The organism is Pseudomonas sp. R11F (assembly GCF_050312575.1).
In the GTDB taxonomy this organism is placed as follows: Bacteria; Pseudomonadota; Gammaproteobacteria; order Pseudomonadales; family Pseudomonadaceae; genus Aquipseudomonas; species Aquipseudomonas palleroniana.
Window position 1 is genome coordinate 31643 of the sequence record NZ_JBNPJU010000019.1, and the last position, 11860, is coordinate 43502.

Consider the following 11860-nt stretch of genomic DNA (forward strand, 5'->3'; position numbering starts at 1 on the left):
ATCCTATCTCTAGAGGCGGCTGGACACATCTTCCAGGGCCGCGTGCAAATCAGTGAACTGAAAAGTGAAGCCGGCGGCCAGCAGCCGTTCGGGGACGGCCTTCTGCCCGCCCAGCAACAACCCGGACAACTCGCCCAGACCAACCTTCAACGCCAAGGCCGGCATCGGCATGAATGCGGGGCGGTGCAACACCTGGCCCAGCGTCTTGGCAAACTCGCGGTTACGCACCGGGTGAGGGGCGCAGGCATTATAAGGACCACTGGCGTCAGGCTTGTGCAGAAGAAAATCAATCAGGGCGATTTGATCTTTGATATGGACCCACGGCATCCATTGCCGACCATCGCCGATCGGCCCGCCCAACGCCAGCTTGAACGGCAGTAGCAACCGCGACAAAAAGCCGCCCTCGGCTGCCAGCACCAGGCCGGTGCGCACCAGCACCACGCGCAGTCCCAATGCTTCGGCGCGCAATGCCGTTTCTTCCCAGGCGATACACAGCTGGCTGGGAAAATCATCCTGCACCGGACCGCTCGCCTCGCTCAGTTCGCGCTCGCCGCCATCGCCATACCAGCCCACCGCAGAACCGGAAATCAACACGGCCGGTTTCTGCTCGAGACTTTCCATCCATGCCACCAGGGTTTCGGTGAGGCTGATACGGCTGCTCCACAGCAGCGTCTTGCGCTTCTTCGTCCACGGGCGATCGGCAATCGGCGCGCCGGCCAGGTTAACGACAGCGTCCACCGCGCCGATAACCTCTTGCAGGCTGCCGACACCCAGCACTTGCTCGCCACAGAGTCGGGCGACCTGCTCCGGGTCACGACTCCACACGGTCAGGCGATGGCCTTGAGCGAGCCAATAGCGGCAGAGTTGGCGACCGATCAAACCAGTACCGCCGGTCAGCAAAATATGCATAAGACGCTCCTCATGTAACGTTTGCCGCCCGCCACTGGTCTATTTTATAAGCAGGGTTCATTTGTTATCGGGCGTAGCCGTGGCCTAGAACCGCAGGGTTCCAAGCCTCTGCTTTAACCATAGGTCACGTTGTAAGAACAGTTACGCCAAAACTTATACCAAAAAACAATATTGTACAGCTATTAGTGTCGGCGTAGGCTGTACCCAACGGTAAACGAGGCCTTCCATGACTGTTCCCATCGCGATCATCGGCACCGGCATCGCCGGTCTCTCCGCCGCCCGAGCGTTACAAGACGCGGGGCACACCGTACAACTCTTCGATAAAAGCCGCGGCAGTGGCGGGCGCATGTCCAGCAAGCGCAGCGATGCCGGCTCACTGGATATGGGCGCGCAATACTTCACCGCCCGCGACCGACGTTTCGTCAACGAAGTACAGCGCTGGCAGAGCAATGGCTGGGCCGAACAGTGGAAACCGCAGCTGTACAACTTCAAGTCCGGCCAGCTCAGCCCCTCCCCCGATGAACAGAGCCGCTGGGTGGGTACGCCGCGCATGAGCGCCATCACCCGCGCCTTGCTCGACGACCTGCCGGTCGAGTTTGGTTGCCGCATCACCGAAGTGTTTCAAGGCGAACACCATTGGAACCTGCTGGACGCCGACGGCGGCCATCACGGCCCGTTCAGCCACGTGGTGATCGCTACGCCGGCCCCTCAAGCAACGGCTCTACTGGCCGCCGCGCCCAAGCTGGCGAGTGCCGCCGCCGGGGTAAAAATGGACCCGACCTGGGCCATCGCCCTCGCGTTCGACCAGCCTCTGGATACCCCCATGGAAGGCTGCTTCGTCCAAGACAGCCCTCTCGACTGGCTGGCACGCAATCGCAGCAAACCAGGGCGCGACAGCGCGCTCGACACCTGGGTGCTGCACGCCACCAGCACCTGGAGCAAAGCTCATCTGGACCTCTCCAAGGAGGCCGTGATCGAGCACTTGCACGGCGCCTTCGCTGAACTGCTGCACTGTGCCATGCCCGCGCCGTCGTTCAGCGTGGCGCACCGCTGGTTGTACGCCCGGCCGTCCAGCAGCCATGAGTTCGGCGTACTGGCCGACGCTGACCTGGGCCTGTACGTATGCGGCGACTGGTGCCTGTCGGGTCGAGTGGAAGGGGCTTGGCTCAGTGGCCAGGAAGCAGCGCGACGGCTGATCGAACATATGGCGTAGGTCACGCTTAAAAAATTGTACAAAACATTTGATTTGTACAATATTAAACCTATGATGAATGTAGTTGTACGAGCCTCCAAGGCTTGTACAGGAATTTCACAGAGGTTTGGTCATGTCCCGCACTGCAAAACCGAAGATCGCCATCAGTGCCTGCCTGCTCGGCGAGAACGTGCGCTTCAATGGCGGACACAAACAATCCCTGTTGTGCAGCCAGACCCTCGCCGACTATTTCGACTTTGTGCCGCTCTGCCCCGAAGTGGCGATCGGCATGGGCATCCCCCGCGAACCGATCCGCCTGGTAGGCGACCCGGCACAGCCGCAAGCCGTCGGTACCGTGCGCCGCGAACTGAATGTCACCCAGCCGCTGGATGATTATGGCCAGCAAATGGCTGAGCAACATACCGACCTGTGCGGCTACATCTTTATGCAGAAATCGCCGTCGTGCGGCCTGGAGCGGGTCAAGGTCTACCGCGACAACGGCACGCCCGTCGATGGCGGCGGCCGGGGCATTTATGCCCAGGCGTTTTGCGCACGTCACCCCAACCTGCCGGTGGAGGAAGACGGCCGCCTGAATGACCCGGTGCTGCGGGAAAACTTCCTGACCCGCGTCTTCGTCTATGCCAGTTGGCAACAGCTATTGGCTGAGGGCCTCACCCGCCATCGCCTGCTGGCTTTCCATTCGCGCTACAAATACTTGCTGATGGCCCATAGCCCGGCGCATTACAAAAGCCTCGGCCACCTCCTTGGCAGCATGACCAAGGACATCGACTTGGAAGACCTGGCTGCCGGGTATTTCAGCGAGTTGATGACCGGCCTGAAAAAATGCGCCACCCGTGGCACCCACACCAACGTGCTGCAACACATCAGCGGCTACCTCAAACAGGCCATCAGCGCCGAGGATAAGCAAGAAATGCAAACGGTCATCCGCCAATACCGCCATGGCATCGTACCGCTGGTGGTGCCGCTGACCTTGCTCAAGCATCACTTTCGCCAACACCCGGACCGCTATATCGCGCAGCAGGCGTACCTGCAACCGCACCCGGAAAACCTCAGCCTGCGAAACGCGATCTGACTCATATGAAAGCTGCCCTGCTAGACGAACCCGGCGAGGACATCGCGCAAGCCCTGCAAAATGGCTGGCTGCCGATCCGTGAAGTGGCGCGCCAGACCGGTGTCAACCCGGTCACCCTGCGCGCCTGGGAACGCCGTTATGGCCTGATCGTGCCGCAGCGTACGCCCAAGGGCCACCGGCTGTTCAGCGCCGAGCATGTCCAACGTATCCACACCATTCTGACCTGGCTCAATCGCGGCGTGCCGGTCAGCCAGGTGAAGTCCCTGATCGACTCCGCCCAATCCCCGCCTGACGCCGTCGAAAACGAATGGCACGCCCTGCGCCAGACACTGGTGCAGGCCATCAGCGAGCTGGCCGAGCGCCGGGTCGACGATGCGTTCAACCAGGCCATGGCGTTGTACCCGCCACGGACCTTGTGCGAGCAATTAATGCTGCCGCTGCTCAATGAACTGGAGCAAAAGTGGCAGGGCCAACTCGGCGCACAAATGGAGCGGGTGTTTTTCCTGTCATGGCTGCGCAGCAAGTTCGGCGCGCGCATCTATCACAACAATCGCCAACTGCATGGCGCCCCGTTGCTGCTGATCAACCATTCCGACTTGCCCGTTGAGCCGCACTTGTGGCTGTGCGCCTGGCTGGCCAGCAGCGCCGACTGCCCGGTGGAAGTCTTCGACTGGCCACTGCCGGCCGGCGAACTGGCGCTGGCCGTGGCTCACCTGAAACCCCGCGCCGTGGTGCTGTATTCGAGCAAATCGCTTCAGTTGGCGGCGCTGCCCAAACACTTCAGCGGCGTTGCTTGCCCTCTATTGATTGCCGGCCCCACGGTATGCATCCACCAGGCCGAACTGGTCGCGTTGAGCCGTGATACCCCGCAATTGTTCGTGGCCGAAGACCCGTTGTCGGCTCATCAGCTATTGATCCAGCGTGGAATTGTCTAAATGCATTTGATCTGGCTGCGCACCGACCTGCGCCTACACGACAACACCGCCCTGGCTGCCGCATGCCGGCGAGGCCCGACCGCGGCCATCTACGTGATCACGCCCGAACAATGGCTGGCGCACGATGATGCACCGTGCAAAGTCGACTTCTGGTTGCGCAACCTGCAGCACTTGAGCCAGGCGCTGGGCACGCTGAATATTCCTTTGCTGATTCGCACAGCTGCGACCTGGGAAGAGGTACCGGGCGTGCTGAACGCACTGTGTCGGGAGCTGTCGGTCGCGTCGGTGCATGTCAACGAGGAATACGGCATCCACGAAAGCCGCCGCGATGCCGCAGTGGCCAAGGCCGTGGAAGCCGACGGCGTGACGTTCCACAGCTACCTCGACCAACTGTTTTTCCAGCCAGGCAGTGTACTGACCAAGACCGGCACCTACTTTCAGGTATTCAGCCAGTTCCGCAAAGTCTGCTATACCCGCCTGCACAGCGCCTTGCCGCCGATCGCGCCCACACCAGAAGCCCAGGCGCCACTCAAGCTCGACAGTGATGCAGTGCCGACCACCGTTGAAGGCTTCGAAACGCCCAGTGAAAGCTTGCGTGCCCTGTGGCCTGCGGGTGAGGACGAGGCCCGCCGCCGTCTCGATGCTTTCGCCGATCAACAGATCAGCTACTACAAGGACGAACGCGACTACCCGGCCAAACCCGGCACCAGCCAGCTATCGGCGTACCTTGCCGCCGGCGTGGTGTCGCCGCGCCAATGCCTGCATGCCGCGCTGCAAACCAACCAGGGTGAATTCGAAAGCGGCGACATCGGCGCTATCACCTGGATCAACGAGCTGCTCTGGCGCGAGTTCTACAAACATATCCTCGTCGGCTACCCGCGCGTGTCGCGCCATCGCGCCTTCCGCCCCGAAACCGAAGCCGTGGCCTGGCGCCACGCGCCCAAGGAGCTGGCCGCCTGGCAGCAAGCACGCACCGGCCTGCCGATCATCGACGCCGCCATGCGCCAATTGCTGGAAACCGGCTGGATGCACAACCGCCTGCGCATGGTCGTGGCGATGTTCCTGACCAAGAATCTGCTGATCGACTGGCGTGAGGGCGAGCGCTTTTTCATGCGTCACCTGATCGACGGCGACCTGGCCGCCAATAACGGTGGCTGGCAGTGGAGCGCCTCCACCGGTACCGACTCGGCGCCGTACTTCCGGATTTTCAGCCCATTGAGCCAATCGGAAAAATTCGACGGCGAGGGTGTGTTCATCAAGCGCTGGCTGCCGGAACTGGCCGCGCTGAATAAAAAACAAGTGCACAACCCGGAGTCCGTCGGCGGCCTGTTCGGCGTGGCCGATTACCCGCGCCCGATGGTCGACCTGAAACACTCCCGCGAGCGCGCACTGGCCGCGTTCCGCAGCCTGCCGCAACGCCAGGAGGCCGCTGAACATGAGTGATTTCCTGCAACGGTTCGCCGAGGCCTTCGCCGCGTTGGACAAGCACAACCTGCACCGGCTCGACAGCCTGTACAGCCCGGACATTGTGTTCGCCGACCCGCTGCACGAAGTCCACGGGCTCCCCGCAATGCACCGTTACTTCACCCAGCTGTACAGCCATGTCAACCAGTTGCGCTTTGACTTCCAGGGGTTTGACCAAGTGGCGGAAGGCGAAGGCTACCTGCGCTGGAACATGAGCTTTCGCCACCCACGCCTGAACCACGGTGAGGAAGTGAAGGTACAAGGCTGCTCACACCTGATGTGGCACGAAAAGGTCTACCGCCATCGCGACTATTTTGATGCAGGCGCACTGCTCTATGAACACTTGCCGCTATTCGGCCGATTGATCCGTTGGCTGAAGAGGAGATTGGGATGAGCCCTACACCGCCCCGCCGTTATTGGCTGACCGGCGCCAGCAGTGGCATCGGTGCCGCGCTCGCCGTGGAATTGCTCAACAGCGGTGCCCACGTGGCACTGAGCGCGCGCACCAAAGGCCCGCTGGAAGCACTCGCCCAACGTTATTCGGGGCAGGTGCTGGTAGTGGCCGGCGACCTGACCAACAGTCAGACCGTACGCGAGATCGGCGAGCGGATCGAGGCGGCCTGGGGTTCGCTGGACACGGTGATCCTCAACGCCGGCACCTGTGAATATGTCGATGCCAAACAGTTCGACTCATCGATCATCGAGTACGTGATACGCACCAACCTGCTGGCCAGCAGTTACTGCATCGAGGCCGCCTTGCCGCTCTTGCGCAAAGGCCAGAGTCCGCATCTGGTGGGGGTAGCCAGCGCGGTGACGTACCTGCCGATGCCCCGTGCCGAGGCCTATGGTGCGTCCAAGGCCGGGCTGCGCTACCTGTTCGAAGCGCTGCGCATCAGCCTGTCGCCGGAGAATATCGACGTGACGGTGATCAGCCCGGGCTTTGTCGACACGCCACTGACCGAACGCAATGATTTCCCGATGCCCTTGAGTTGGTCCGCCGACAAAGCGGCGAAGCATATCTTCGGCCGGCTTGCCAAACGGCCTTTGGAAATCGCCTTTCCCGCGCTGTTCATCGCCACGCTGTGGCCGTTGTCGAAACTGCCCAACCGCGCGCAACTGATCATCGGCAAGCGCATGCTGCGCAGCCCGCCACCGCAGAAGGACGACCTGTGAAGATCGCCATTATCGGCAGCGGCATCGCCGGGCTGACCAGCGCCTACCTGCTCAACCGTCGCCACGACATTACCCTGTTCGAGGCCGGCGACCGTATTGGCGGACATACCCACACCGCCAACGTGACGGTCGAGGGCAAGCATTATGCGGTGGACACCGGTTTCATCGTGTTCAACAACTGGACCTACCCCCACTTCATTCGCCTGCTGGAGCAGCTTGGGGTGAAATTCAAACCCACTGAGATGAGCTTCTCGGTGTGCGATCAGAACACCGGTTTCGAGTACAACGGCAATAACCTCAACAGTCTTTTCGCCCAGCGCCGCAACATCCTGTCGCCAGGATTCTGGGGCATGCTGCGCGACATCCTGCGCTTCAACCATCAGGCGCCGCTGGACTTGCAACAGCAGCGCATCAGCGCCGAGATGACCCTGGGGGCTTATCTGGAAGCGGGCGGTTATGGCCAAAGGTTTATCCGGCACTACATTGTGCCGATGGGCGCGGCGATCTGGTCGATGTCCCTGGCGGATATGCTCAGGTTTCCCTTGCAGTTCTTTGTGCGTTTCTTCAAGAACCACGGTTTGCTGTCGGTAAACAAACGGCCGCAGTGGTGCGTGATCGAAGGTGGCTCCAGCCGTTACATAGAACCGTTGACCCAAGGCTTTCGCGAACGGATCCGCCTCAATTGCCCTGTGCATAAGGTCGAGCGCACGCCTGAGGGCGTGGTTATCCACAGCCCTGCCGGCAGCGAGGCCTTTGACCGGGTAGTGTTGGCCTGCCACAGCGATCAAGCCCTGGCGTTGCTCGCCGACCCGAGCCAGGCCGAACAGGAGATCCTTGGCGCCCTGCCCTACGCCAACAACGATGTGGTGCTGCACACCGATACGCGCCTGTTGCCTGAGCGCAAGCTGGCCTGGGCCAGTTGGAACTACCGGCTGGCCGGCGATGCGCAGACGCAGGCGGCCGTGACCTATGACATGAACATCCTGCAAGGCATCGACAGCGAGACGACCTTCTGCGTCAGCCTCAACCAGACGCCGATGATCAACCCACTGAAGATCCTCGGGCGCTACACCTATGCCCATCCGCAATACAGCCTCGCGGCAGTGGCCGCACAAGCGCGCTGGGAAGAATTGCACGGCGCACGCCACACCTTTTATTGCGGCGCCTACTGGGCCAACGGTTTTCACGAAGACGGCGTGGTCAGCGCCCTGCGCGTGGCGCAAGCCTTTGGAGAAAGCCTGTGAACAGCGCCTTGTACAGCGGCTGGATCGCCCATCGCCGGTTTACGCCCAGAGGCCATGCTTTTCGCTACCGCATCGGCCTGCTGTACCTGGATTTGAACGAAGAACACCAAGTACTCGGGCTGTCCCCCTTGGCCGGCGCCGGCCGGCTGGCCCCCTTCGGTTTTCGTCAGCAGGATTACCTGCGTGAGTTCACTCGCCATGGCATGAGTTTGAGCGACGCCGTGCGCCAGCAAGTCGGCCAGGCGCTGGGGCGCACACCCCAAGGCGCTATCTGCCTGCTGACCCAGGCCCGCAGTTGGGGCCTGGCGTTCAACCCGGTGAGCTTCTTCTATTGCTACGAGGCCGATGGATCACTGGCCGCCATCCTGTGTGAAGTGACCAACACCCCGTGGCGCGAACGCTACCACTACGTACTGCCGGCCCAGGCCCTCGATGCCGGTGAGCACCAGCACTTCGCCGTAGCCAAGGCGTTTCATGTGTCGCCGTTTTTGCCCCGCGACCTGGAATATCGCATGAGTTTCAGCCCTCCCGGCGCCAGGCTGGGCGTGCATATGGCTGATTGGCAGGGCGCGAAAAAAGTCTTCGACGCCACCTTGAGCCTGCAACGGCAAGCACTGGATCGCGCCAGCCTGCATCGCTACCTGTGGCGCTTTCCCTGGATGACCGCCAAGACTTGCCTGGCGATTTACTGGCAGGCGCTGCGGCTGCTGCTCAAACGCACACCGATTTTTTCCCATCAGGCCGCCGATGGCGCCTCTCGCACTGCAGTCGGGTATACCAAGGATCACCGCCATGAAATCCCCTAGCTTATCGGTCAAGCCCCACCGCATGAACGTCAACGGCATGACCGGCGCCCTGCTGCGCAAAGGCGTGCTGCGTCAACTCAGCCAACTGCGCCACGGTCAACTGGTGGTGATCGAGGACGGCGAACGGCAGGTATTCGGCGCACGGGAAGCGCATTTGCTTGGGGAAATCCACATCCTCGATTCGGCGGTGTGGGGCCTGGTGGCGGCCAACGGCTCTATCGGTGCCGGTGAGGCGTTCATTCATGGTTACTGGAGCAGCCCGGACCTGACCGCCGTGGTGCGAGTGATGGTCAGCAACCTGGAGGTGCTCGACGCCATGGAGGGCGGCCTGGCGCGCCTGGCCCGCCCGTTCACCCAGGCGTTGCACTGGCTCAACCGCAATACCCGCAAAGGCTCGCAGAAGAATATCGCGGCCCATTACGACCTGGGCAATGACCTGTTCGAAGCATTCCTCGACCCGACCATGATGTATTCGGCAGCCCAATTCCTCACGCCCGATGACACCCTGGAACAGGCGCAACTGAACAAGCTTGCACGCATCTGCCAGAAACTGGCACTCAAGCCCACCGACCACTTGCTGGAAATCGGCACTGGCTGGGGCAGCATGGCGCTGTACGCGGCGCAGCACTACGGTTGCAAGGTCACCACCACGACGCTGTCCAAAGAGCAGTTCGCCTACACCGAGAAACGCATCGAGGCGCTGGGATTGCAGGGCCAGGTCACCCTGTTGCTGCAGGATTACCGCGACCTGAGCGGCCAGTACGACAAGCTGGTGTCCATCGAAATGATTGAAGCGGTCGGCCATCGTTTCCTGCCCACCTACTTCAAGCAATGCGCCCACCTGCTCAAGCCGCAGGGCCTGATGTTGCTGCAAGCCATCACCATCCGCGAGCAGCGTTTCGAACAGGCCAAGCGCAGCGTCGACTTTATCCAACGCTACATTTTCCCCGGTGGCGCCCTGCCGTGCGTGCAAAACATGCTGCAGATCGTCTGCCGCGACACCGACATGAACCTGCTGCACATGGAAGACTTCGGCCTGCATTACGCACGCACCCTGCGCCTGTGGCATGAGAACCTGCGCCGCGCTCACGCGCGGCTCTCCGAGCTGGGCTACGATGAGTACTTCCTGCGCTTGTGGGAGTTCTACTTGTGCTACTGCGAAGGAGGCTTCATGGAACGAACCATTGGCACCGCGCAGTTACTGCTGGCCAAACCCGCGGCGATCACTCCGCCCTTGCTCGGGCGCTTCAGTGCTTAAACCCTTGGCAAACGCCGTGCTATTCCAGTGCGGCTGGTTTGCCTGTGTGCTCGGCGGTGACAGTCGCTGGTTACTGGTGGGCGGCGCAGTGCTGGCCATCCACTTGTTATGGACCAGTTCATGGTCCCAGGAAGGCCAGGTGATTCTTGCCGTGGCCTTGCTGGGCATCGTGATCGATACCTTCCTGCGTACATTTGGGGTGTTTCATTTCAGCTTTCCAGGGCCGCTGATTCCCTTTTGGCTGATGCTGCTGTGGGCGTTGCTGGCAACCACCCTGCGGCATTGCCTGGCCTGGAGCGCTCAGCCGTGGTGGCGGGCGAGCCTGTTGGGGGCGATCGGCGGGCCGTTGTCTTATTACGCCGGCAGCCAATTGGCGGGCGTGCGTTTCGGTTACGGCACGACACTCACCCTCATCGGCCTGGCGCTGCTGTGGGCGGCGCTGTTCCCACTGCTGCACTGGATCGCACGGCAGCTGGAGCAGTGACGTCTGTCAGAGCATTCATACGCACATCATGCGCTTGCCTTACACTGCGCACCTATGACCCACATCCCCCATACCCAGATCACCGAACCCGCCGTCACCTGTTCGACATGCGCAGCCTGCTGTTGCCAGCTGGAAGTCATGCTGATCACCGATACCGGTGTGCCGGAGCGCTATATCGATACCGATGAATGGGGCGGCGAAGTCATGCTGCGCCTTGACGACGGCTGGTGTGCGGCGCTGGATCGGGACACGATGATGTGCACCATTTACGACAGGCGACCGCTGATTTGCCGGGAGTTCGAGATGGGAGCGCCGGAATGCCTGACCGAGCGTGAAGGGATTGCGACCGCGTATCGCTGATGTTGAGATGAGCGCAGAGCAGAATGCGGGAAGGGCTTGCGGTCGATTGCGTGGTGTCAGTTGCAGATGCATTGACTGAACCCGCGCTATCGGGGGCAAGCCCTGATGCCAGTCAGTTAAGGCTTAACGCGGTCATTGTGGGAGGGGGCTTGCTCCCGATGGACTGCGTAGCAGGCCCATTTTTGAGGCCGCTGCGCGGCCTATCGGGAGCAAGCCCCCTCCCACAGGTTATCCATCGTCCGCTCTATCGCTTAACTGACAGGCATTAGGGCAAGCCCCCTCCCACAGGGGTGTGGCAGTGCTCTGAAGAATTACAACGGCAGGGTGTAGTGCAGCGAGTAGCTTTCCACCCCGTCGTTGTTGCTGCTGATGCCCGCGTTGGAATAGTGCGTGGCACGGATACCCACTTCATGCCCACCCGCAAAGCGCAGGCCAAAGCCCAACCGGTCTTCGAACTGGAAGGACTGGCCGATGTTATTGTCCTCGACCCGCGTGCGCGAGAACAGCGCTACACCGACCCCAGCCTCGATGTAGGGTTTGACCGACTCTCCGGCAAACTCATACACAAACACCGGTGAGAACGACACGCTGCTTACACTGGCGCGCTTGTCACCGTCCCAATAGGTATAGGCGCCGCTCCAATAGCCGGTCAGTCGGCCGGTATCGCTCTGCCACCAGCTTTTATCCCAGTCGGAAGTCAGACCCAGGCGATAGGTCATCGTCGAATCACTCGTGCCCCCCACCCCGAATTCCAGGCCGGCGGCCTGGGCCGAAACAGAGTGTCCCACCACAGCGGCCACAATCGTAGCCAAAGCGAACAAACGCTTCATAAGAAACAGTCCTTTAAGAACGGAGTTAGAGTGATATGTAAGGGCTAACTCGGTATAGAAGCCTGCGTAGTGTCAGAAGTTCAGCTTCTAACCGAGGTTTTTTCACGAATTT

13 protein-coding genes are annotated in these 11860 nt (G+C 61.2%); 11 read left to right on the forward strand and 2 right to left on the reverse strand.

The genetic code is table 11. From position 1 onward, the window contains the following. Window positions 1-9 precede the first annotated feature (9 nt). Window positions 10-909: a TIGR01777 family oxidoreductase gene (locus ACQRBV_RS05345; protein WP_060754835.1), complete on the reverse strand. Its 900-nt coding sequence runs from the start codon at window positions 907-909 to the stop codon at window positions 10-12. A 226-nt stretch (window positions 910-1135) separates the two neighbouring features. On the opposite strand from ACQRBV_RS05345, the gene ACQRBV_RS05350 reads away from it, so the two are divergent. The 11 genes from ACQRBV_RS05350 (at window position 1136) to ACQRBV_RS05400 (ending at window position 10918) form a co-directional block, all read left to right on the forward strand. Then, window positions 1136-2122, forward strand: coding sequence for an NAD(P)/FAD-dependent oxidoreductase (locus ACQRBV_RS05350; RefSeq protein WP_411985239.1), 987 nt, complete (start codon window positions 1136-1138; stop codon window positions 2120-2122). A gap of 112 nt (window positions 2123-2234) precedes the next feature. Beyond that, window positions 2235-3194, forward strand: coding sequence for a YbgA family protein (locus ACQRBV_RS05355; protein ID WP_411985238.1), 960 nt, complete (start codon window positions 2235-2237; stop codon window positions 3192-3194). 5 nt (window positions 3195-3199) lie between these two features. Further along, window positions 3200-4129, forward strand: a complete 930-nt coding sequence (locus ACQRBV_RS05360) for a MerR family transcriptional regulator (protein WP_411985237.1) — start codon at window positions 3200-3202, stop codon at window positions 4127-4129. Beyond that, entirely contained in the window at window positions 4130-5572 is a 1443-nt protein-coding gene (gene phrB / locus ACQRBV_RS05365) for a deoxyribodipyrimidine photo-lyase (RefSeq protein WP_411985236.1), read from the forward strand. After that, window positions 5565-5987 carry a nuclear transport factor 2 family protein gene (locus ACQRBV_RS05370; protein ID WP_411985235.1) on the forward strand — a complete coding sequence of 141 codons (423 nt, stop codon included), beginning with the start codon at window positions 5565-5567 and terminating at the stop codon, window positions 5985-5987. The genes phrB and ACQRBV_RS05370 overlap by 8 nt, the downstream gene beginning before the upstream one ends. Beyond that, window positions 5984-6766, forward strand: coding sequence for an SDR family NAD(P)-dependent oxidoreductase (locus ACQRBV_RS05375; RefSeq protein ID WP_411985234.1), 783 nt, complete (start codon window positions 5984-5986; stop codon window positions 6764-6766). The genes ACQRBV_RS05370 and ACQRBV_RS05375 overlap by 4 nt, the downstream gene beginning before the upstream one ends. Beyond that, complete coding sequence (locus ACQRBV_RS05380; protein WP_411985233.1) at window positions 6763-8010, forward strand: NAD(P)/FAD-dependent oxidoreductase; 1248 nt, start codon at window positions 6763-6765, stop codon at window positions 8008-8010. The genes ACQRBV_RS05375 and ACQRBV_RS05380 overlap by 4 nt, the downstream gene beginning before the upstream one ends. Further along, the gene (locus ACQRBV_RS05385) at window positions 8007-8816 is read left to right on the forward strand and encodes a DUF1365 domain-containing protein (protein WP_411985232.1); all 810 of its coding nucleotides are present in this window, start codon (window positions 8007-8009) and stop codon (window positions 8814-8816) included. Before ACQRBV_RS05380 ends, ACQRBV_RS05385 begins: the two co-directional genes overlap by 4 nt. Continuing rightward, window positions 8803-10074 carry an SAM-dependent methyltransferase gene (locus ACQRBV_RS05390; RefSeq protein ID WP_090366905.1) on the forward strand — a complete coding sequence of 424 codons (1272 nt, stop codon included), beginning with the start codon at window positions 8803-8805 and terminating at the stop codon, window positions 10072-10074. Before ACQRBV_RS05385 ends, ACQRBV_RS05390 begins: the two co-directional genes overlap by 14 nt. Next, the gene (locus ACQRBV_RS05395; protein WP_060754825.1) at window positions 10067-10558 is read left to right on the forward strand and encodes a DUF2878 domain-containing protein; all 492 of its coding nucleotides are present in this window, start codon (window positions 10067-10069) and stop codon (window positions 10556-10558) included. Before ACQRBV_RS05390 ends, ACQRBV_RS05395 begins: the two co-directional genes overlap by 8 nt. A gap of 54 nt (window positions 10559-10612) precedes the next feature. Beyond that, window positions 10613-10918: a YkgJ family cysteine cluster protein gene (locus tag ACQRBV_RS05400; RefSeq protein ID WP_060754824.1), complete on the forward strand. Its 306-nt coding sequence runs from the start codon at window positions 10613-10615 to the stop codon at window positions 10916-10918. 311 nt (window positions 10919-11229) lie between these two features. Here ACQRBV_RS05400 and ACQRBV_RS05405 read toward each other — a convergent pair whose 3' ends face one another. Then, window positions 11230-11748 (reverse strand): acyloxyacyl hydrolase, encoded by a 519-nt coding sequence (locus tag ACQRBV_RS05405; RefSeq protein WP_060754823.1) that lies wholly within the window; start codon window positions 11746-11748, stop codon window positions 11230-11232. Window positions 11749-11860 lie beyond the last annotated feature (112 nt).

Bases quoted from the DNA above. Each gene is read 5' to 3' on its own strand.
- ACQRBV_RS05355 (WP_411985238.1), top strand. From the start codon at position 2,235: ATGTCCCGCACTGCAAAACCGAAGATCGCCATCAGTGCCTGCCTGCTC.
- ACQRBV_RS05360 (WP_411985237.1), top strand. From the start codon at position 3,200: ATGAAAGCTGCCCTGCTAGACGAACCCGGCGAGGACATCGCGCAAGCC.
- ACQRBV_RS05375 (WP_411985234.1), top strand. From the start codon at position 5,984: ATGAGCCCTACACCGCCCCGCCGTTATTGGCTGACCGGCGCCAGCAGT.
- ACQRBV_RS05390 (WP_090366905.1), top strand. From the start codon at position 8,803: ATGAAATCCCCTAGCTTATCGGTCAAGCCCCACCGCATGAACGTCAAC.
- ACQRBV_RS05405 (WP_060754823.1), bottom strand. From the start codon at position 11,748: ATGAAGCGTTTGTTCGCTTTGGCTACGATTGTGGCCGCTGTGGTGGGA.
- ACQRBV_RS05370 (WP_411985235.1), top strand. From the start codon at position 5,565: ATGAGTGATTTCCTGCAACGGTTCGCCGAGGCCTTCGCCGCGTTGGAC.
- ACQRBV_RS05345 (WP_060754835.1), bottom strand. From the start codon at position 909: ATGCATATTTTGCTGACCGGCGGTACTGGTTTGATCGGTCGCCAACTC.
- ACQRBV_RS05400 (WP_060754824.1), top strand. From the start codon at position 10,613: ATGACCCACATCCCCCATACCCAGATCACCGAACCCGCCGTCACCTGT.
- phrB (WP_411985236.1), top strand. From the start codon at position 4,130: ATGCATTTGATCTGGCTGCGCACCGACCTGCGCCTACACGACAACACC.
- ACQRBV_RS05350 (WP_411985239.1), top strand. From the start codon at position 1,136: ATGACTGTTCCCATCGCGATCATCGGCACCGGCATCGCCGGTCTCTCC.